This window comes from Streptomyces sp. NBC_00637 (assembly GCF_045161545.1).
Lineage (GTDB): Bacteria > Actinomycetota > Actinomycetes > Streptomycetales > Streptomycetaceae > Streptomyces.
The window spans coordinates 7,364,670-7,384,974 of sequence record NZ_CP109046.1 but is presented as its reverse complement, the minus strand read 5'-3'; the positions used below and the strand labels follow the sequence as shown (position 1 = coordinate 7,384,974).

22 protein-coding genes are annotated in these 20,305 nt (G+C 73.2%); 5 read left to right on the top strand and 17 right to left on the bottom strand.

The window, feature by feature from the left end; genetic code table 11:
- Positions 1–4: 4 nt before the first annotated feature.
- From OG440_RS32575 to OG440_RS32525, 11 genes are all read right to left on the bottom strand, one after another.
- Positions 5–484, bottom strand: coding sequence for an SRPBCC family protein (locus OG440_RS32575; RefSeq protein WP_057605529.1), 480 nt, complete (start codon positions 482–484; stop codon positions 5–7).
- 1 nt (position 485) lies between these two features.
- Positions 486–740: an acyl carrier protein gene (locus OG440_RS32570; protein ID WP_406010325.1), complete on the bottom strand. Its 255-nt coding sequence runs from the start codon at positions 738–740 to the stop codon at positions 486–488.
- A gap of 35 nt (positions 741–775) precedes the next feature.
- Positions 776–2,026, bottom strand: a complete 1,251-nt coding sequence (locus tag OG440_RS32565) for a beta-ketoacyl synthase N-terminal-like domain-containing protein (protein WP_406010324.1) — start codon at positions 2,024–2,026, stop codon at positions 776–778.
- Positions 2,023–3,291: a beta-ketoacyl-[acyl-carrier-protein] synthase family protein gene (locus OG440_RS32560; protein WP_406010323.1), complete on the bottom strand. Its 1,269-nt coding sequence runs from the start codon at positions 3,289–3,291 to the stop codon at positions 2,023–2,025. The genes OG440_RS32565 and OG440_RS32560 overlap by 4 nt, the downstream gene beginning before the upstream one ends.
- Entirely contained in the window at positions 3,288–3,707 is a 420-nt protein-coding gene (locus OG440_RS32555) for a cupin domain-containing protein (protein WP_406011519.1), read from the bottom strand. Before OG440_RS32555 ends, OG440_RS32560 begins: the two co-directional genes overlap by 4 nt.
- Positions 3,708–3,804: 97 nt before the next feature.
- Complete coding sequence (locus OG440_RS32550) at positions 3,805–4,956, bottom strand: SchA/CurD-like domain-containing protein (protein WP_406010322.1); 1,152 nt, start codon at positions 4,954–4,956, stop codon at positions 3,805–3,807.
- A gap of 137 nt (positions 4,957–5,093) precedes the next feature.
- On the bottom strand, positions 5,094–5,840 hold the full coding sequence (locus OG440_RS32545; protein WP_406010321.1) for a class F sortase: 747 nt from the start codon (positions 5,838–5,840) through the stop codon (positions 5,094–5,096).
- 116 nt (positions 5,841–5,956) lie between these two features.
- Positions 5,957–6,520: a hypothetical protein gene (locus tag OG440_RS32540; RefSeq protein WP_406010320.1), complete on the bottom strand. Its 564-nt coding sequence runs from the start codon at positions 6,518–6,520 to the stop codon at positions 5,957–5,959.
- A gap of 134 nt (positions 6,521–6,654) precedes the next feature.
- Positions 6,655–8,373 (bottom strand): FAD-dependent oxidoreductase, encoded by a 1,719-nt coding sequence (locus tag OG440_RS32535; protein WP_406010319.1) that lies wholly within the window; start codon positions 8,371–8,373, stop codon positions 6,655–6,657.
- A 157-nt stretch (positions 8,374–8,530) separates the two neighbouring features.
- Positions 8,531–9,460, bottom strand: coding sequence for an anti-sigma factor RsbA family regulatory protein (locus OG440_RS32530; RefSeq protein WP_406010318.1), 930 nt, complete (start codon positions 9,458–9,460; stop codon positions 8,531–8,533).
- Positions 9,460–9,813 carry an STAS domain-containing protein gene (locus OG440_RS32525; RefSeq protein ID WP_406010317.1) on the bottom strand — a complete coding sequence of 118 codons (354 nt, stop codon included), beginning with the start codon at positions 9,811–9,813 and terminating at the stop codon, positions 9,460–9,462. Before OG440_RS32525 ends, OG440_RS32530 begins: the two co-directional genes overlap by 1 nt.
- A gap of 185 nt (positions 9,814–9,998) precedes the next feature.
- On the opposite strand from OG440_RS32525, the gene OG440_RS32520 reads away from it, so the two are divergent.
- A complete protein-coding gene (locus tag OG440_RS32520) occupies positions 9,999–10,697 on the top strand; it encodes a DUF6629 family protein (protein ID WP_406010316.1) in 699 nt (232 codons plus the stop codon).
- Here OG440_RS32520 and OG440_RS32515 read toward each other — a convergent pair.
- A complete protein-coding gene (locus OG440_RS32515; RefSeq protein WP_406010315.1) occupies positions 10,663–12,393 on the bottom strand; it encodes a VanW family protein in 1,731 nt (576 codons plus the stop codon). The genes OG440_RS32520 and OG440_RS32515 overlap by 35 nt on opposite strands.
- A gap of 315 nt (positions 12,394–12,708) precedes the next feature.
- Positions 12,709–13,152, bottom strand: coding sequence for a hypothetical protein (locus OG440_RS32510; RefSeq protein WP_406010314.1), 444 nt, complete (start codon positions 13,150–13,152; stop codon positions 12,709–12,711).
- 180 nt (positions 13,153–13,332) lie between these two features.
- On the opposite strand from OG440_RS32510, the gene OG440_RS32505 reads away from it, so the two are divergent.
- Complete coding sequence (locus tag OG440_RS32505) at positions 13,333–13,818, top strand: cation:proton antiporter regulatory subunit (protein ID WP_406010313.1); 486 nt, start codon at positions 13,333–13,335, stop codon at positions 13,816–13,818.
- 51 nt (positions 13,819–13,869) lie between these two features.
- On the opposite strand, the gene OG440_RS32500 is transcribed toward OG440_RS32505, so the two are convergent.
- The 4 genes from OG440_RS32500 to OG440_RS32485 form a co-directional block, all read right to left on the bottom strand.
- Positions 13,870–14,946 carry a PucR family transcriptional regulator gene (locus tag OG440_RS32500; protein ID WP_406010312.1) on the bottom strand — a complete coding sequence of 359 codons (1,077 nt, stop codon included), beginning with the start codon at positions 14,944–14,946 and terminating at the stop codon, positions 13,870–13,872.
- Between the two features lie 106 nt (positions 14,947–15,052).
- Positions 15,053–16,273 (bottom strand): cation:proton antiporter, encoded by a 1,221-nt coding sequence (locus OG440_RS32495; protein ID WP_406010311.1) that lies wholly within the window; start codon positions 16,271–16,273, stop codon positions 15,053–15,055.
- Positions 16,274–16,812: 539 nt separating this feature from the next.
- A complete protein-coding gene (locus tag OG440_RS32490; RefSeq protein ID WP_406010310.1) occupies positions 16,813–17,016 on the bottom strand; it encodes a hypothetical protein in 204 nt (67 codons plus the stop codon).
- Positions 17,013–17,876 (bottom strand): pirin family protein, encoded by an 864-nt coding sequence (locus OG440_RS32485; protein WP_406011518.1) that lies wholly within the window; start codon positions 17,874–17,876, stop codon positions 17,013–17,015. Before OG440_RS32485 ends, OG440_RS32490 begins: the two co-directional genes overlap by 4 nt.
- A 111-nt stretch (positions 17,877–17,987) precedes the next feature.
- On the opposite strand from OG440_RS32485, the gene OG440_RS32480 reads away from it, so the two are divergent.
- The 3 genes from OG440_RS32480 to OG440_RS32470 all read left to right on the top strand — a co-directional run bounded on the left by OG440_RS32480 (position 17,988) and on the right by OG440_RS32470 (position 20,155).
- Entirely contained in the window at positions 17,988–18,437 is a 450-nt protein-coding gene (locus OG440_RS32480; protein WP_406010309.1) for a carboxymuconolactone decarboxylase family protein, read from the top strand.
- A gap of 146 nt (positions 18,438–18,583) precedes the next feature.
- On the top strand, positions 18,584–19,786 hold the full coding sequence (locus OG440_RS32475) for an NUDIX domain-containing protein (protein WP_406010308.1): 1,203 nt from the start codon (positions 18,584–18,586) through the stop codon (positions 19,784–19,786).
- Between the two features lie 54 nt (positions 19,787–19,840).
- Positions 19,841–20,155 (top strand): GNAT family N-acetyltransferase, encoded by a 315-nt coding sequence (locus OG440_RS32470; protein ID WP_406010307.1) that lies wholly within the window; start codon positions 19,841–19,843, stop codon positions 20,153–20,155.
- The last annotated feature ends 150 nt before the right edge of the window (positions 20,156–20,305 follow it).

Sequence of the window (20,305 nt, the reverse complement as noted above, 5' to 3'; positions counted from 1 at the left end):
CGGCTCAGTCGGTCAGACCGCGGGTGGCACCGCGCTCGGCGGCGGTCTTCTCGATCCGGTCCCGGATCAGGCCCAGCTGGACCTTGGAGTTCCGGTTGATGTTGTCGGTCATCCACTCGTCGTCGACCGGCGCTTCCGGCTTCATCGCGAAGTCCTGCGTCCACACCATCCGCGTACCGGCCGGCACCTCCTCGTACCGCCAGTGGATGTCCATGTGGGCGAACGGCCCCGTCTCGACCCGGCGGGCCTTGACGGTGAGCGTGTCGCGGTCCGGCTCGCGCTCCGAGACCCAGCTCCACACGGTGCCGTTCTCGTCCGGGTGCATGGTCAGCCGGAACGTCGTCTTGCGCCCCTCCCGGGAGAGGATCTCGACGGAGGCGTACTCGCTGAACAGCCGCGGCCAGTTCTCCAGGTCGTTGGTCACCTCCCAGACCAGGTCCAGAGGCGCCGCGATGGTGATCTCGTTCTGCGTGTGTCCGGTCATCTCAGGCTCCTGTCATGAGGGCGCTGTTGACGAGGTCGAGGAACTGCCGGGGCGACTTGGAGCGCTCGGCGTCGGGAGGCATCGGCGTGCCGTACCGGTTCTCCAGCTCGCCCACGATCCCCAGCAGGCCGAGCGAGTCGACGCCCAGGCGGTCGAAGGCCGTGTCTTCGCGGCGGAGTTCCTCCGGGGCGACGGTGACGCCGGCGGACTTCTTCATGAGTTCGGCCAGCTCTTCCACTGTGATGCGGTCAGTCATGCCATTCCCTTCCTCTGCTGCTCCGTGGCGCCTCGCTACGAGGCGTCGGTGGCGCCGTGCCGCAGCACCAGCGCCGAGTTCGACCCCATGAGTCCCCGGCTCAGGACCAGCGCCGTGCGTACCTCGGCGGTACGCGCCCGGCCGGTCACGAGGTCGAGGTCGTGGCAGATGTCGAAGACGTTGGGGGTGGGTGGGATCACGCCGTGCTCCATCGCGAGCACCGCCGCGGCGGTGTCCATCAGCGGCGCCGCGCAGTAGCCCCGGCCGATCCCGGTCTTCGGCGCCGTGACGGGTACGCGGGTGCCGTGCGCTCCGAGGGCGTCGGCGATCGCCAGCGCCTCGGCGCGGTCCGCCTCCGGAACGCCCAGGGCGTCGGCGAAGACCACGTCGATCTCCTCGGGGGCGCAGTCGGCCTCCGCCAAGGCCTGCCGGACGGCCTCGGCGAGCCCTTCCCGGGACTCCTCCCAGCGGGAGGCGCCGGTGAAGGTCGCCGCGTGTCCGGCCAGGTGGGCCCGCACCCGCGCGCCCCGCGCCCGGGCCGCGGCCTCCGCCTCCACCACCAGCATGGCGCCGCCTTCGGCGGGCACGAACCCGCAGGCCGCGGAGGTGAAGGGCCGGTAGGCACGGGTCGGGTCGTCGACCGTGCTGAGTTCCTCGTAGCCGAGTTGGCAGACCATCGAGTAGGGCGCGATCGGCGCCTCGGTCGCCCCGGCCACGATCACGTCGGTGCCGCGGCGTACCGCCCGCGCCGCGTGGGCGAGGGCGTCCAGGCCGCCGGCCTCGTCCGCGGCGACGACCGAGCAGGGGCCCTTGAAGCCGCGGCGGATGGAGATCTGGCCGGTGCTGGCGGCGTAGAACCAGGCGATGGACTGGTACGGGCCGACGAACCGGCTGCCCTTGCCCCACAGTTGCTGGAGCTCCCGCTGGCCGAACTCGCCGCCGCCGGAACCGGCAGCGGTGACCACGCCCACGGAGAAGGGCGCGCCGTCGGTCTCCGGCCGGCCGAGCTGGGCGTCGTCCAGCGCGAAGTCGGCCGCGGCCATCGCGAAGTGGGTGAACCGGTCGGTCTGGACGAGGAAGCGCTCCTCGATCACGGCCGCCGGGTCGAAGTCGCGGACCTGGCCAGCCACCCGCAGCGGCAGTTCCTCGCAGCCCTCGCGGTCGACCCGGTCCAGGACGCTGATGCCTTCCCTGGTGGACTTCCAGAAGGTTTCGGTACTTGCTCCGTTGGGCGCGACCACACCGATTCCCGTGACGGCCGCGCGCCGTGCAAGGGGTTCGCTCATCGTGTCTTCTCCCTCGGCCGGTTCATGACCACCGCGGACTGGAAGCCGCCGAACCCGCTGCCCACCGAGAGCACGCTGGCGAGCTTGCGCTCACGTGCCACACGCGGGACGTAGTCCAGGTCGCACTCGGGGTCGGGCGTCTCGTAGTTCGCGGTCGGCGGTACGACCTGGTTGGCCATCGCCAGCACACAGGCGACGAGTTCGATCGCCCCGATCGCGCCGAGGGAGTGGCCCACCATCGACTTGATGGAGCTCATCGGCGTGTCGTAGGCGTGCGTGCCCAGGACCCGCTTCACCGCGGCGGTCTCGTGACGGTCGTTCTGCTTGGTGCCCGACCCGTGCGCGTTGACGTAGTCGATCGCGCCGGCGTCGAGCCGGGCGTGGTCGAGGGCCTCCTCGATGGCCCGGGCCATCTCCAGGCCTTCGCTGGTCAGGCCGGTCATGTGGTAGGCGTTGCCGAAGGTGGCATACCCGCCGAGCTCGCAGTAGACGTGCGCGCCGCGGGCCCGGGCGTGCTCGAGCTCCTCCAGGACGAGGACGGCGCCGCCCTCGCCCATGACGAACCCGTCACGGTCGGCGTCGAAGGGACGCGAGGCGTGGGCCGGGTCGTCGTTGTTCGACGAGGTGGCCTTGATCGCGTCGAAGCACGCCATGGTGATCGGCGAGATCGGCGAGTCCGAGGCGCCGGCTATGCAGATGTCGGCCCGGCCCTCCTCCACGGTGTGGAAGGCATACCCCACCGCGTCGAGCCCGGAGGTGCAGCCGGTGGAGACGGTCTGCACCGGACCGCGCGCCCCGAACCGCTCCGCCACCGTCGAGGCGAGCGTGCTGGGCGTGAACGCGCGGTGCAGATGCGGGGCCGCCTCCCGGTGGTCCACGTCCCAGCGCTGACCGCCGTGGCTGACCTTGACGTAGTCGCTCTCCAGCCGGGTGGTGCCGCCGACCGCGGTGCCCAGGGAGACGCCGACCCGCCAGGGGTTCTCGGCGGCGAGGTCGAGCCCCGCGTCCCGTACCGCCTCGTCCCCGGCGACCAGGGCGAACTGGATGTAGCGGTCGCACCGCTCGACGTCGGACGCGTCCAGCCCGTGGGCCGCCGGGTCGAAGTCGCACTCGGCCGCGATCCGCGACCGCAGCCCGGCCGGGTCGAAGAACGTGATGGCCCGCGTCGCCGTGCGGCCCTCCGCCAGCAGGTTCCAGAAGGCCGGTACGCCTATGCCGCCCGGGGCGACGATGCCTATGCCGGTGACCGCCACTCGTCTCGTCATGAGCGCACCTGACGTCGGCCGGCCGGTTCCGCCCCGACCACGGCGGGCTCGGCTTCGGTGCCCTCGGTGTCGACGTGGCCGAGCGGCGGGCTCGGGGCCAGCGGGCCCAGGTGGAAGACCATCCGGGCCTCCACCTTGCCGACGTTGCGGAAGCGGTGGCGCACGTTGAGCGGGATCAGCAGCCCCTGCTCGGGCTGGAGCGGGTGCGGCTCGCCGTCCAGGTCCACCTCCAGCTGCCCGCATACGACGTACACGAACTCCTCGGAGTACGGGTGGTAGTGCTCACCGATGCGGTCGCCGGGCTGGATGAGGGCCAGGCCCATGAAACCGCTGGTGGCGCCCACCGTGGCGGGGGTGAGCATGGCGCGCAGGTCGCCGCCTCGCCGGGTGTTGGGCTCGACCTCGCTGAGATCCACGATTCTGTGACGAGAAGTGATCACGACGTTCCTCCGATGAAGTACTGCACCGACGTGGCGGGGGGTGGGGCACCGCCCCCCGCCACGTGATGACGAATCAGGCGTCGGGCGACCGGCGGTCGGTGACGAGATCCATGCGCGCCAGTTCGAGGAAGCGCGCGAGACGGCCGTCCTTCGACGCGGACGCGCCGGCGGCGTCGTCCTGGAGCGTCGTCAGCTCGGCCACCTGTCCGGGGTCGGACAGGCCGAGGGCCTGGACGGGGTCGGCGGCCTCGAGTCCGCCCCGTACGTCGATCAGCCGCACGACGACGTCGTCGCGCTGGAAGATCGTGCTGCGCAGGATGGGGCTGCGCGGGTCGTCCGCCGCCGCCTCGTCCTGCCGGGCGAGCAGCTCGGCCAGCTTCATGCCGCGGTCGGGCCGGGTCGGGTAGTGCAGGGCGTACCGCTCGGCCTGCGCGTCCTGCCGCTCCGCCGTCACGTGGTGGACGGCCGGCAGCGCGGCGCGGGTGAAGAAGACCCGGGCCGACTCGGGGTCGTTGAGGTCCCGGTCCTGCTCCAGATGGGGGTTGATGGCCTCCTCGACGGCCCGCACCTCGGGCTGCCGGGAGACGTGGCGCAGCGCGGAGAGCAGGTCGCCCCGCACCTCGATGGCCCGCACCACCCGGTTGCCGTGCATGAACAGCGAGGTGCGGCACAGCCGGGTGGTGTCGTCGACCTGCGGCTCGGGTGAGGCGTAGTCGGCGAGGATCTTGGCGACGATCTCCTCGCTGCCCGGCTTGACGGTGAAGGTGAGCGCGTGCCGGATCACGCCGTCGCCGATCCTGGGCGCCGTCTGGAGCCGGCGCTTGGTCCGGTCGGCGGCCTCGGCCGGGCCGCCGGTCTCGCGGACGACGTGGAAGCGCAGCGAGCGGGTGTCGCGCACGCAGCTGTGCAGCGGCTCCACCATCGCCACGTGCTCCTCGCTGTTGACCCAGGCGAGGAACGGCGGGGCGCTCTCCCACTCGCTGGTGATGAGCCACTGCGAGGGGTTCTCGATGGACTGGCAGAGCTGGTCGCTGACATGTCCGGGGACGGACGCGACCTGGTTGCAGAGCTGCTCGTACGCTTCGAGGAACTGCTGCTGGGCCCCGTCGTAGACGTCGACCAGCAGGACGACGCGGAGCCGGGAACCGTCGAAGACGGACTGGGAGACACGTTGCGACGCCTGTCGCGCCCGCGAACCTGCAACACGTTCGGACGTGGTGGTCATCCTGCGCACATCTCCTTCGCGGAGGGGGTGGGTGAACGTCGGCCGCGGTGATGCGACGTCAGCGTTCCTCGATCCTGTGCCCGTCCCCGCGAGCGCGCGACTCGGATGAACTACGTGGGTGACTGGGCGGGTGGGCGTCAGACGAGATGAGCGAAGACGACCAGGTTGTCGGTGTAGTCCTTGACCTGCCGGTCGTAGGCGCCCGCGCAGGTGATGAGCCGCACCTGCGCCTCGGCGGTGTCGCTGTACACCCGCTCGCTGGGGAAGTCGGATTTGTCGAAGGTCTCGACGCTGTCGACCCGGAAGGACGCCTTGCCGCCGTCGGCCCGCAGGACCTGGAAGCCGTCGCCCTTCGCCAGTTCGCTGAGCCCGGCGAAGACGGCCGGGGAGGTCTTGGTGTCGACGTGACCGGCGATGATCGCCGTGCCCGTCTCCCCGGGTGAGGCTCCCTTGGCGTGCCAGCCGACGAGGTTGACGTCGTTCGCCGGAGGCGGCTGCAAGCGGCCGTCGGCGCCGATGGCGAGGTCGACGAAGGGGGCGTCGACCCCGATCTTCGGGATCAGCAGCCGCACGGGCCTGGAGCGCGGCAGGTGCTTGCCCACCGGCCCCCCGTCGTCGGCCGCTCCGGCGGGCGGGGTCGTCGCGGCCGGGGCGCGGGCCGCGGGGACCGACCCGGCGGCGGGCGGCGCGTGTGGCGGGCCCGCGATGCCGGTCGACGTCTCGTCGCCTCCGCCGAACAGGTTGAGGGCCAGGAGCACCGCGACCGCGGCGCAGATCATCATCAGGCCGGCGCGGGAGGTTCCCTCTTCGGTGGGCGCCGGCTCGGTGCCGGAGGGTTCGGCGGGGTCGGAGGGAGATGGGGAGGAGGAAGGGGGAACGGCCATCGGGGAGCACCTCATTCGGGCACGGCAGCGGGGCGGGCAGAGCACGGGGGGCGAGCCGGGCCGCCACCCGGGGGTACCGGTGGCGGCCGCGGCTTCGCTATCGCGTCCGGCACGGGTCAGGCCACGCTTCCGGCGCTCCGCTTGCGGCGCAGGGCGTAGAGGCCGGTGCCGGCGACGGCGAGGACGCCGAGTCCGGCCGCGGTCGCCGAGGGGGTGGCGAGGGCGCCGCCGCCGGTGTGCATGCCGCCGCTGGGCTTGTCGTGCTCCTTGCTCCAGCCGCCGGACTCCTCTTCCTGTCCGCCGTTCCAGGAGTCCTTGCCGTGCTCGCCGCCGTTCCCGGTGTCCTTGTCCTTGTACGTCTCGGGGTCGAACCGGGGGTCCTTGGCCGCGCCGCGGTCGCCGCTGTCGTTCAGCGAGGCGAGGGCACCGCCGCCGGTGTGCATGCCACCGTGCGGGGAGTCGTGCTCCTCCTTGCCGTGCTCCTCCTTGCCGTGGTCCTCCTCCTTGCCGTGCTCCTCCTTGCCGGAGAAGGAGTCCTCCTTGCTGTACGAGGAGCTGTCCTCCTTGCTGTAGGACGAGTCGTCGTGGTCCGTGTCACCGGCTGCGTAGGCGCCGGGGGCGCCGATGGCGAGGGCGGCCGAAGCCGCCGCGGTGGCCAGGATCATGCGAGCTGAACGCATCTGATGGTCCTTCCGTCACGACCGGGCAGCCGACACCTCGTCAGCTCGGGAAACCCGACCGGGACGTGATCCACCGTCAGCCGCCCGTCGCCACGGCACCACTCGGGGCGTTCACACGGGTGAAGCCCGCGGGGTCAGGCGAGCCCCAGCACGGTCTTCAGGACCCGGCCCAGCACCGCCTCGGGCGCCGCGTCCGGACCCGGCGCCCGCCACAGCACGAACCCGTCGGGCCGGACGAGTACGGCGCCCCCGCGTGCCGTGCCGTGGCGCTCCGCCCAGTCGGCGTCGCCCTCCGGGACCAGGTCCGCGTCGGCTCCCGAGCCCAACCGGTACGACCTGAGCGGGACGACCAGTTCCTCGGCGAGGCGGGTGGCGGCCTCGTGCCATCCGCTCGCCTCACCGGCGTCGCTGAGCAGGACCAGGGACCGCTCGTAGAGGTCGAGGGTGGAGAGCCGTTCGCTCCCGCGGCGCACCCACAGATGGGGGGCCCTGCTGCCGGGTCCGCCGGTCAGGTCGAGGCCCTCCGGCACGACCGGGACCGCGGGGTCGGCGCCGACGACGGCGCCCTGCGGGTAGCGGTAGCCGAGCGCCACGTTGAGGATGCCCCGCTGGGGACCACCGCCGCCCGCCGTGGGCGGCGCGGCGAACCCGGGGTGGCTGTGCTCGGCCGACCGGGCGGCGGCCCGGGCGCTGGTGGCCTCGGCCACGGGGCGGCGCTCGGCGTCGTAGGTGTCCAGCAACGCGTCGCCCGCCCAGCCGTCGAGGACCGCGGCCAGCTTCCAGGCGAGGTTGTGCGCGTCCTGGATACCGGTGTTGGAACCGAAGGCCCCGGTCGGGGACATCTCGTGGGCCGAGTCGCCGGCCAGGAACACGCGCCCCGACCGGTAGCTGCGGGCGACCCGCTGGGCTGCGTGCCAGGGCGCCTTGCCGGTGATCTCCACGTCGAGGTCGGCGACCCCGATCGCCCGGCGGATGTGCTCGGCGCACCGCTCGTCGGTGAACTCCTCCAGGGTTTCGCCGTGTTCGGGGTGCCACGGGGCGTGGAAGACCCAGTTCTCGCGGTTGTCCACCGGCAGCAGGGCGCCGTCGGCCTCCGGGTTGGTCAGGTAGCAGACGATGAACTGACGGTCACCCACCACCTCGGCGAGCCCGCGGGAGCGGAAGGTGAGGCTGACGTTGTGGAACAGGTCGCCGGGTCCGCTCTGACCGATGCCGAGCTGCTCGCGGACGGGGCTGCGGGGGCCGTCGGCCGCGACGAGGTAGTCCGCGCGGATGGTGGTGTGCTCGCCCGTCTCGCGGCTCTTGAGCACCGCGGTGACACCGGTCGCGTCGCTGTCGAACGACATCATCTCGGTGTGGAAGCGCAGGTCGCCGCCGTGCCTCCTGGCGTGGTCGAGGAGGACCGGCTCGAGGTCGTTCTGGCTGCACAGGCACCAGGCGCTGGGGCTGAAGCGGGCGAGTCCGCCGCCCGAGTCGATGTTCCGGAAAAGCCACTCGCCGGCGTCGCCGACCAGGGTGGGCGTCTGCAGGATGCCGTGGTTGCCGGCCAGGGTGGCGGCGGCCTCCTGGATCGACTCCTCCACACCCGCCACCCGGAACAGCTCCATCGTGCGGACGTTGTTGCCGCGGCCCTTCGGGTGGAGGGATGTGCCCGCGTGGCGCTCCACCAGTACGTGCGGTACCCCCAGCCGTCCCAGGAACAGTGAGGTCGCCAGACCGACCAGGGAGCCGCCGACGATGAGGACCGGAACCCTGATGGTGTGGGGGCCGGTCTCTTCGGCTCGTTCTTTCGTCACTCTCGCCTCCAGCGCGTCGATTCCGCCGACCCGGCCGGATGCGGCGGAGATCCTCATGCATGCCCCGTGGAGGTGACGGCGGCTCAGGCTTCACCCGCCTGCGTCGCGGTGTCGGGCGGGCCCGCCGCTCCGCACGACGGACCCCGCACACCTCCGGGTGTGCGGGGAACGGTTCGGCGCGGACAAACTCACGGACGCGCTGTGCGACGGGTCCTCAGGGGGCGAGGTAGAAGCGGACGGTGGTGCCCTCGTCGGAGGTGTGCAGCCGGACCAGGTCGGCCACGTAGTGGACCAGCATCAGACCGCGGCCGCCGATCTGCCCGCGCGCGGGCGGTCTGCGGCCGGCCAGCGGATCGGAGAGCCGCCCCGCGTCCCGGACCTCGCACACGACCTGTCCCGCACGGGCCCAGAGGGCGAGCGTTCCCCGTCCGGCCCCGTGCACCACGCTGTTGGTGGTCAGTTCGGCCACCGCCAGCTCGGTGTCGTCCAGCCGCTGCCCGGCGAGGCCCAGCCGTTCGGCCTCCGCGACCGCGAAGGCGCGCGCCGCGTACAACTCGTCGGCGCCGAACGGGAACACGGCCGCGTCCGGCTCGGGCACCAGCACCTCGTTGTAGCGGTCGACGACGGCACGCCAGTCGTAGGCCTCGCTGGCCCCCTCCTTGTCCCGGGTCACGATCGTCGGGTGGGTGATCCTCGCGTCGGCCAGGACCTTCTCGTCCAGGCGTGCCTCGTCGTACGGGCAGAGGATGGTCACCGGACGGCCCTCGAAGGCCGCGTTGATCAGCGCCTCGTGCTGCGCGCACGCCGGGTACTCGACCGCGCTGCGACCCGCCCAGATCGGCTCACCGATGATCCGTACCCGTCCCCGCTGGTGGGCGTCGGCGAACGCGCGTAGCACTCCGGGAATGATGCGGCCGGGGTTGCGGCCCGCCACCGTCATGTCCATCAGGCGGACGGCCTGGGCGTCGGGGCCGAGGCCGGCCCTGATCAGCTCCAGGTTGGGTCCCGGCACCGCTACCGCCACCGGTTCGCCGAGGTCCAGGCCCTCCTGAACGAAGGACACCGTCCGCTCCACGTACTCCTGTTCGGTGCGGTAGAACAGCGCGGGGTGCTCGAACGCCTCGTGGGTCGCCACCGTGTTCATCACGGCGTCACCTCGATTCTGCCGAGGCCCGGCCAGAACAGGCTCAGTACGCGGGGCACGTGCGGTGGCGGATGCTCGACCACCACCCGGCCTCCGGACAGCCCCAGCGCCGTGACGGCGAGCGCCGCGACACCCGCCACGTCGACGAACGCCACTTCCGACAGCTCGACATAGGACACGTCGGCGTGCTGCCGCGCCAGGCCCGCCAGGGCCGCTTCCCAGGGCGAGCGAGTGACCTCGCTGATCTCGCCCCGGGCCCGGATGCCGGGCCGGCCGGACAACGGGCCCACCTCCAGCACGGCCGTGCCGTGCGCCGGCCCGAGTCCGTCGTCTCCGTGCGAGACGTCCACCACCCGCGGCCTCCTTCGTCGTCTGTCGCTCACCGGGACCAGCGTAACGCGGCCCTTCACACCGTCGGCGCGGTACTCGGACGGTGGCCGTCGGCCCGGCGGCCGGTGGATTCCCCGGGCGGGACGTAGCCTGACCCGCACCGCACGACGAGCCGGATGCGGACGACGGTCGAACCCATGGTGACGTGATGTGTTGGAGTGCGACGGCCGATCTGGTGGCGGGCGCCGGGGTGGCGGCCGTCGGGGTGGCCTGCGTGACGTATGTGAGCGACCGCCGGGATCTTCCGCTGGCCGCGCTGCCGCTGCTGCTCGGCATTCATCAGATCGTGGAGGCGGTGGTCTGGGACTCGGGCGGAGGCAGTGGGCCCGCCACCGTCGCCTGGGCCGTGATCGCGCTGCCGCTGCTGGCGGTGTGGGTGCCGACGGCGGTGCGGTGCGCCGCCCCACCGGCCGCGCGGCGCAGGCTGGACCTCCTCCTCGCGCTCGGCGTCGCGACCGCCGCGGGGCTCGCGGCCGGTGTCGCCACCGGGCCGGTGACGGCCGAGATCCGCGGCCACACCGTCGGGTACTCGGTCCACCTTTCGCACCCGGCCGTGCTCGTCGCGGGCTATCTCCTGGCCACGGTCGGCGCCCTGCTGCTCTCTTGCGACCGGCGGTTGATCGTCCTGGGAGCGGCGGTCGGCGTGGGAGCGGGGGTCTGCTTCGCGCTGTGGCGGCTGGAGTTCGTCTCGACCTGGTGCGCGTTCGCGGCGCTGTGGTCCGTGATGCTGCTCGACTGGGTACGCCGCCGGCCGCACTCCGCGCAGCTCCCACCGAGCCGGACACGCGACCGCGACGCGCCCGGTGAGCGACCTACCGCGGGCCCTCGGTGGCGGCTTCGCAGATGATCTCGTCGCGCGGGGTGTAGTGGGTGCGGAACGGCTCGCGCCGCACTTCCCGGCCGTCGCGGTGGAAGACCCGGTCGACCGTGACGTCGAAGCCTTCGAGCGGCGTCTGCGGCACGCACTTCTCGCCGGTGCTCACCTTCCGCTCCGGCTGCCGCACGTGGGTGCGCGGGCCGTTGACCGACGTGATCTCGTCGTACTTCGCGGTGCCGAGGAAGGTGACGGTCACCGAGGTGTCGGTGGCCTCGGCCTGGATGTAGAGGGCGTGGCCCGAGTCGTTGGCGAACTTCAGATCGAGGCTGCCCCAGGCGACCGTCGCCTCCCGGCCCTCCGGGTAGCGCTCGATGTAGAAGGAGTGCGCGCCGTACTCCACGGGCTTGACGCCGGCGAAGAACATCGCGTTGAACATGGTCGTGGCCACGGCGGAGACCCCGCCGCCGGGCGCCTTGGCGAACCCGCCGTCGAGGATCATGATGCCCTCGCCGAAGCCGTTGGCCTCGGTGCGCTGCCCCACGGTCCGGTTGAAACTCCAGGTCCTGCCCGGCATGACGACGGAGCCGTCGATCAGCTGTGCGGCCCGTCCGATGTTCTTCGTGCGGTACGCGGCCCGTTCGAAGTGCACGGTGAAGGAGGACACCTTCTCCGTCAGCCCGAGCCGTGCGGCGTTGTCGCGGGTCACCTGCGGCTGTATCCGCCGGACGGCCACCTCCCCGGTGCGGGCCGCCGCACCGGACCGGGTGAGCAGCGGCAGGACGGCCTTGCCCAGTGCCTTGCCGGTGATCTCGACACCGGTCCGGGCCTCGTCGGCCACCACCACCCGGTCGCCGTCCGCCCGCAGGACGGCGTTCGCGGCGGTGGTGGTGACGCCGGCCAGGGGGCGGGCCACCGAAGGGGCCGCGCGCAGTCCCTCGCCGTCCAGCTCCGGTATGAGCCGGCCGGCGGCGTCCGGCCGCATCGTCAGATGCCCGCCCAGCACCCGCTGCCCGACGGCGAACCGTTTGCCGCCCGCGGTGAGCGTGACGGGCGCCGACATGGCGGGCCGGGCGAACTCCCGCACCGCCCGCCGCACCTCGTCCGCCGCGACCTTCGGCCGGGTCTCGTGCGCGGGCAGGGCCGTGACCGTGCCCGCCTCGCCGCGCAGGAAGGAGGCCCGCAGGGTGCCGACGGCGGCGTCCACGTCCAGTGCGTGGCCGGGGTGCGGGGCGACCTGCTCGACCCGGCCGTCGGTGAAACCGACGGCGCCCTCGCGGACCTTCTGGTCGAGGGACTTCGCCAGCTTCTCCAGAGCGGTGCGGGCCTTGCCGGCGTCGAGGCGTACGACCGGCTCCTCGTCGCCCCCCGAGCCGAAGAGCCCGCCGATCAAGCCGACCGGGTCGGCCCCGACGCGGGTCGCCCGGTCGACCGTGCGCTCGGTGTCGAAGGCGAGTCCGGCCTGCCGCGGGTCGAGGGTCCCGACGCGGTCCCCGACCCGCACGCTCAGCTCCCTCGATCCGGCCGCCGTCAGCCGCTCGTCCAGTTTGCGGACGGCCTCCGCACGGCTGAGGCCGCCGATGTCCACGCCCCGCACCGTCGTACCCGGCTCGATCTCACCGCCGGTGAGCAGGACCCCGGTCAGGTACAGCGCGCCGACGCCGACGGTCAGCACACCGCCCGCCAGGGCGAGGGGCGGCACGGAGGCGGTTCGGGGGCGCAGGCGCATGGGTCTCCTGGACGGACGGTCGACGGGTGATCCGCCCCGCTCGGCGACCTCGCACACCGGACGGTGCGGAGCACAGGGGGCAAGCATCCCAAGCTACCCAATACGCGCGATGACCCCATATGTCACAGAACACCTATGTTCCGGATCACGTCGTCCGCTGCGGGGTCCGGGGACGGAGAGGCCGAACCGGCAAGCGGCCGGCCCGGTCCTGATCCCGTCCCCGGTTCCGGCCCAGGGCACGACCCCGGCCCCCTGCCCCCGGCCCCCAGGGACGGTCGGGACCCCCTATCGACGGTCGGGCACCTCCGGGGACGGTCAGGTGTCGAAGGGCCCGCCGTCCGCTTCGGGTCGCGGGGTGGCCACGTCCGCCGCGATCCGGCGGTAGGCGGCGCGGGCCTGGACGACGCGGGCGAGCACGGTGCCGACCAGCGTCGCGGCGCACAGGCAGGTGAGCCAGAAGGTGTCACGGTGGCCCGCCCAGGTGAGCGTGCCTGCGGGCGGGACGGCGAAACCGTTGAGGGTCAGCCAGCACAGGACGGCCGTACCCGGGGCCGCGGTGAAGCGGGCGCAGAGACCCAGCAGGGCCGCCAGCAGGGACAGCGCGGCGAGGGCGAATCCGGGGCGGTCCGAGCCCACCAGCACGTTGTGCACGGCCACCAGGACCAGCGCGCCGACGAAGGCCGTGGCCCACACCACCGGGGTCGCGACGGGCTGGGGCACGGGCCGGGCACCGGCCCTGAGGGACACCCACTCGATCATGCTGCACGCTTCCTTCCGGTCCCCCATGCCCCGGTACGCCGGACGCCACGGCAGCGTGGACCTCGGCGCGTATTCTCCCACCCGGTCGCCGGGCGGACTCCCGTCGCCCCGGTCCCCGTGCTGACTAGGGTGGCATCGACCGGTGTTCGAAGGAACGCTTCAACCAGACAGGGGGCGGCCGTGGGCGCGCCACGCGTGAGCAGTACGCCGTTGCCGGGGATCGGCGTCCGTTACGACCTGACGACCCGCGAGCGAAGCCGGCTCTCGGTGGTCGCGCACCGCGACGGGGCCCGCACGCTGGGCGCGTACCAGGAGGACGATCCGGACGCGTGTGCCCTGTCGGTGCGGCTGACCTCCGGCGAGGCGGCGGCGCTCGTCGACGCGATGCTGCCCGCCCATCACAGCCCCAGCCTGCTGTCCACCACCGAGCTGGGGCTGGTGGCGGAGCGGGTCGAACTGCCGGGGACGGCGCACTGGAACGGGCGGCTGCTCGGCGAGACCCGGATGCGCACCGAGACCGGTGTCTCGATCGTGGCGGTGCTGCGCCGCGCCGAGGCCATCCCGTCACCGAAGCCGGACTTCCGGCTGACCGGCGGGGACACGCTGATCCTGATCGGCACGAGGGAGGGCGTGGAGGCGGCCGCGGCGATCCTCACGCGGGAGTGAGCCCCGAGCGCCATCCCTCGGCCCCGGGGCGACTCCCTGGGGGCCGACCCCCTACGGGGCGGCCTCGGCCGGGTTCAGAGGCCTGGTCGGCCAGTCGAGCAGCCGGGCGCCGATGACCGCCGTCTGCAGGGTGTGGCGGTGGGCGGGGTCGGTGGGGTCGGTGCCGGTCAGGGTGTGGATGCGGGCCAGCCGGTAGGTGAGCGCGCGTACGCTGAGCGAGAGCCGCCGGGCCGTCGCGGCGGCCACACACCCGGTGTCGAAGTACGCGGTGAGGGTGTCGAGCAGGGGCTGCGCCCCGCCGCGCGCCCGTTCCAGCGGCCCCAGAGCGCTCTGCACCAGGTCCACCAGTGCCTGCCGGTCCCGGGTCAGCACGGGGAAGACCAGCAGGTCGCCGGCGCGCAGCAGCGGTTCGTCGAGGCCCATGCGCCGGGCCACGTCCAAGGCGTTCAACGCCTCTTCGTAGCTCTGCCCGATGCCGACCGGGCCCGGCCTGGGCCGGCCGATGGCGACCCGGGCCCGGCCCGTGGTGTCGCGGACGTATTGGGCGAAGTGGGTGAGGACCTCGTCCTGGTCGGCGGGGGCGATGCACACCATCCGGCCCTCCTTGGTGGTGAACAGGATGTGGCGGTTCTCGAAGCGGCCGAACAGCTCCTCCGCCACCAGCCGGGGAACGGGGTCGGTCTCGTCGTACTTCTCCGGCCCCTCGGCCACCGCGACCACGTGGGCGCCGGCCGGTCGCAGCCCGAACCGTTCGGAACGGGCGGCCAGTCGGCCCGCGGCCCCGCGCCCGTGGAGCAGGTCGTCGATGAACTCGCGGCGGGCGGCCTCCTCTTTGCGGATCACCAGCCGCTGCGCGCGCTCGTAGCCGTCGGCGAAGGCGTCCACGGCCTGTTCGACGACGGCGAGGACGCTGTCGGGATCGGCGTCCCGCGGACGGCCCTCCCGGCCGGCGGCGAGGTGCGCGCGGACGAGACCGCGCCAGCCGCGCCCGGCCTCGGCCGCCTGTGCGCCGAGCGCGCGGCGGGACTCGAGCTCGTCGCGGGTCAGCCGGCGGCCCGTGGTCGTGGCGTCCACCAGGATCCGGTCGAATCCGTCGAGGAACGGTTCGGGCGGGTGCGGTCCGGTCATGGTCTCCCCCGTTCGGATCAAGCACTGTCGGACACATGTTCCCATCGAGTGCCTCGACGGCGGAGTCCCCGGGCGCGTGTCCGGCGCACCGTCCCCGCACCGGCCGTCAGCGGCCCGCGGGCACGGCCTCGGCGGGCTCCGCCGGTGCGACCGGGCCCGGCGACGCGCTCCGGGGGCGGCCCCGGGCGAGGCGGCGGGCCAGGGGCTCGGTCCAGCGGGCGGCGAGCGGCCCGAGGACGACCAGGATCAGTACGTACGCGGTGGCCAGCGGGCCGATGCGCGGCTCCACGCCGACGGCGAGCCCGGCGATGACGATGGAGAACTCGCCGCGCGCGACCAGGGTGCCGCCCGCCCGCCACCGTCCCTTGGCCGAGATCCCGGCCCGTCCGGCCGCCCAGTAGCCGGTGGCGATCTTCGTCAGGGTGGTGACGGTGGCCAGCCCCAGGGCGGGAAGCAGGACGGGCGGGATGTCCGCGGGGTCGGTGTGCAGGCCGAAGAAGACGAAGAACACCGCGGCGAACAGATCCCGCAGCGGGGTCAGCAGGCTGCTGGCGCCCTCGGCGACCTCGCCGGACAGCGCGATGCCGACGAGGAAGGCGCCCACGGCCGCGGAGACCTGGAGCTGCTGGGCGATGCCCGCGACGAGGAGGGTGAGACCGAGGACGACCAGCAGGAGCATCTCGGCGTTGTCGGAGGAAACCGCGCGGCTGAGGAGACGGCCGTGGCGCAGCGCCACATAGAGGACGGCGCCGACGGTCCCCAGGGCGATCAGGAGGGTGACGGCTCCGCCCGCGAGGCTCACCCCGGCGAGCAGGGCGGTGAGGATCGGCAGGTAGACGGCCATGGAGAGGTCTTCCAGGACCAGGATGCCCAGGACGACCGGGGTCTCGCGGTTGCCGAGCCGGCGCAGATCACCGAGGACCTTGGCGATGACGCCGGAGGAGGAGATCCAGGTGACGCCCGCCAGTGCGACGGCGGCGACCGGGCCCCAGCCGAGCAGCAGGGCCGCGGCGGCGCCGGGGGCGGCGTTGAGCGCGAAGTCGACGGCTCCCGAGGGGTATTGGGTCTTGAGGCTGGTGACGAGTTCGGAGGCGCTGTACTCCAGACCGAGCAGGAGCAGCAGCAGGATGACGCCGATCTCCGCGCCGGTGGCGACGAACTCCTCGCTGGCCTCCAGCGGCAGGAGGCCGCCGTGGCCGAAGGCGAGCCCGGCCAGCAGGTAGAGGGGTATGGGCGAGAAGCCCACCCGTCCGGCCAGGCGTCCCAGCAGGCCCAGGACGAGGATGATCGCCCCGAGTTCGATGAGCAGAGCGGTGGTGTCGTGCACGGGCGTCTGACCTCCGTCGGTCGAAGTCGGTGGTGGCGTCTGTGCCGTACGGGCGTGCGGGCGTCCCTCGGCGGCTCGCGGCGGTGCCGGGGAGCCGAAGAAGGGTGTGGGGCGCCGCCGTTGGCGGTGTGCGGTGTGGCGTGGGAGGCGGTACCGACCGTGGGTCTGCCTGTTCCACCGCGTGGCGAAGGACGCGTCAGCGCACGGGGTGGTGGCTCAGGACGGCACCGCCGGTATCGGGGACGCCGTCGCGAGCGGCGTTGTCGACGCGCACGTGGACGATTCGCCCCATGTCACGCCCCCCATCACGTCGGCGGCGGCCGCCGGGCCATTACCCCACGACCGACCGGATCGGCGCCCAACGGAGTGTAAGCGCTCGGTAAAGAATCCTAGCGCACACCGAAAGGTACACATCATATGAATCCATGTCAGATGATGTGAATGAGGAGGCGGTGTCGTCGTCGCGCGGGGTTCGACCGGTAGGCACGGCGCGGGAGGGTTGGCACCGGCGAGGTGCCCACGGAGCCGGCCACCGGGTGTCACAGCCCCGTGGCCGCCTCAGCCGCCCCGGCCGGACCGGCCGCCCCAGCCGCCCAGGCCGGACCGACACCCCGGGGGACGAAGCGGTACTCGAGGTGGGTGGCGAGGGGCACGGCGACCGCCCTGACCCGCTCGTCGTCCCACCGTCCGGCGCCCGGCCCCCCGAAGAGCAGGGAACCGGCGGTTTCGACCCGCCGGGTCATCTCGGTGCCCTGCGGCGCGCCCTCAGCGGTACCGACGGCAGCTCCGGCGCCGGCAGCGGGGCCCCGCCGTAGCCGTCCACCTCACCGAACCGGACCCCGCCCAGCCCGTCCATCCACTCCGCCCGGGCCCGCACGATGTCCTCGTGACTGCGCCCGATGAAGTTCCACCACATGACGATCTCCTCCTCGAACGGCGGGCCGCCCAGGAGGATCACGCGGGCCGGGGTGGTCGAGTCGTTGGCCAGGGCGAGACGGGTGGGGCCGGGGTCCAGGTGGCCGAGTTCCGCGGGCCGCAGCGAGCAGTCGGCGAAGCGGACCTCGCCGGTGTCGACGAGCAGGCCGTGCTCGAAGGCGGGGTCGACGGCGAGGGTGAGCTCCGCGCCCGGTTCGAGGACGAGTTCGGCGCCGAGGAGCGGGGTGAACGTGCGGACCGGGGAGGTGGAGCCGGCGAGGGAGCCCAGGAAGACCCTGATCTCGGCGCCGGGTACGCCGACCGGTTCGGGGGCGTGGTGCTGGAAGTCCCGCGGCGCGTCGCGGTGTTCGTCCGGGAGGGCCACCCACAGCTGGACGCCGTGCAGGACCGTGGTGCGCGGGGTGGAGACCTCCGAGTGGGCGATGCCGTGTCCGCCGGTCATCAGGTTGAGCTCGCCGGGTCGCACGAAGGCGTGGCTGCCCAGGCTGTCGCGGTGTTCTATCTCGCCGGTGAACAGCCAGCTCACCGTCTGCAGACCGATGTGCGGATGCGGGGCCACGTCCATGCCGCCGGTGTCGGCGACGGGGTCGGGGCCGTAGTGGTCGGCGAAGCACCATGCTCCTATGAGGCTGCGCGTACGCTGCGGCAGCGTCCGTCGTACGGTCATCGCCCGGGGGCCGCCCAGCGGGACGTCTCGCGGGGTGAGTACCTCGACCTTGCTCACCGTGGGCACCTCTCGTTCCTGCGGTTCCGACCATGAATGGTTTGATATTCAACTATGACGCGACGGATCTTCATAGACAAGCAGAGCCCCAAGCCCTACCACGCGCTGGTCCAGACCTCCGAGGCCGTGCGGGCGGCCGCCGCCGAGGCCGGTCTGGAGCGCACCCTCGTGGAACTGCTCAACCTGCGCGTCTCACAGCTCAACGGCTGCGCGTTCTGCCTCGACGTGCACACCCGGGCCGCCCTGCGCGCGGGTGAGGACACCCGGCGGCTGGGCGTCCTCGCCGCCTGGCGGGACACCGACCTGTTCAGCCAGCCGGAGCGGGCCGCCCTGGCGCTGGCCGAGGCGACCACCGTGCCGTCCGACGCCGCCGCGCAGGAGGCGGCGTACGCCGACGCCCTGGAGGTGCTCACCGAGGACCAGATATCGGCGGTCGTCTGGGTGGCGGTCACCATCAACGCCTTCAACCGCGTGTCCATCCTCAGCAAGCACCCGGTCCACTAGCGACGGCGGCCCCTCGGGCCGTGCCCCGGCGGGCAGGGCCGCCGGTCCATCGGCTCACCCTGCCCGTACGCCGGTTGCCCGGTGCCGGGTCCGGTAAGAATCGTCCTGCCCGACGCGCACCGACCGCCCCGTCACCGGAGGACCGCATGCCCCGTCCCGTCGCCCCCGGGGGCCCGGAGACCGTGAACGCCGACGCCTGGCAGGCCTACGCCTCGCACCACCTGCGGCGCGGCACGGTCCTGGCCGAGGCGGAACGCATCGACTGGGGCTTCCCGGGCGCCGGGCCGGACGAGGCGTTCCTCGGCGAGCTGACGGGCCGTCGCGTCCTGGACCTCGGCTGTGGCACGGCCCGGCACGCCGCCCGGCTCGTCCGCGCGCACGGGGCCACCGTCGACGCGGTCGATCTCGCGCCGGGCCAGATCGAGCGGGCCCGCGACCGGTACGGCTCGCTGCCCGGGCTGCGACTGCTGCACGCGGACGCCGTCGAGCATCTGCGGGCCGCGCCGCCCTATGACGTGATCTACTCCGTCAACACCGTGCCGTTCATCGACCCACGGCGGCTGTTCCCCGCCCTGGCGACCGCGCTCGCTCCCGGCGGGACGCTGTGCTTTTCCGTGCTGCACACCAACTCCCTCGGCGACGGCCCCTCTTCGGAGTCGGTGGCGCGGCCGGAGACCCTGCGGTTCGCGGGCGGCGGCGAGACGACGGTCCGGATGTGGGTGCCCACCACCGAGACGTGGGAGGAGCTGCTCGCCGAGCACGGGCTGCGCGTGGAGGAGGTGGTGCCGGTGACGTCGCCCGACCCGGCGAACCCCGCCGCCTACCGGGTGTTCCGGGCCCGGCGCCCGGTGCGCGTCTCGACCCGCCCGCGCACCGGGCGCCCACCGGTCGCGCACGCCGCGATCGGCGTCGGCGCCATTCTCCACGGGCCCCGGGGACTGCTGTTGGGCCGACACCGCCGGGGCACCTGGGAGCTGCCCGGAGGCACGGTGGAGCCCGGCGAGTCCCTCCAGGAGACGGTCGTGCGGGAGCTGCGGGAGGAGACCGGGCTGCGGGCGGACGCGTCGAAGGTACGTCTGCTGGGGACCCTGCTGGACCGGGTCGAGGGGGTCGTGCGGATGACCGTCGGCGCCGTCGTCACCGACTGGGAGGGCGAGCCGGCCGACCAGCCCGGCGAGAGCGTCGGCGACTGGCGCTGGTACTCCCTGGACCGCCTGCCGCCCTCCCTGTTCGTGTGCAGCGCGCAGTCCCTCACCGTCTGGCGCCCGGATCTGCCGATCGATCACGCCCCGGCCCACTTCACCCCGTTCGCCGCGTACGACGACCAGGTGCGCCGCGATGACGACTGACCCCGCCGAAGCCCCCGCGCCCCTGTCCGCCTGTGCGGAGCCGAGGAGGAGGACGTGGCGGCGAACCTGTGGGACGGCCGGGCGGCGCCGGCGGTGATCAGCCGGCTGTACGTCTCGCCCCGGGCCCGCGGTCACGGTGTCGGCGCGGCCCTCCCGGCACGGGCGGTCGGGGCGGCCCGTGCCCGGGACCTGCACCCGGTGCCGGACGTGGTCGCCACCGACCCCGCGGCCTCCTTCTACGAGCGGCTCGGCTGGCGGTTCCTCGGCACCGCGGACCAGCGGTGGGGCCCGGCCCGGACGGTGTCCCTGCGCTGCTACGCCGCACCGGACACGACCGCCGCGAACCCGACCGCCCCCGCGACCGAGTAGCACAAGAGGCCGGGCGGCGCGGCCGAACGGCAGCACAAGCCACCCGGAATCGTGCGTTTCGTCACCCGTTCCCGTGGTCTTCCCGCACACCCCCCTGGCGGAAGTTACCGCAGGTCATGAGAAAGTTGCGGCCCAAACTACCCAGGGGGG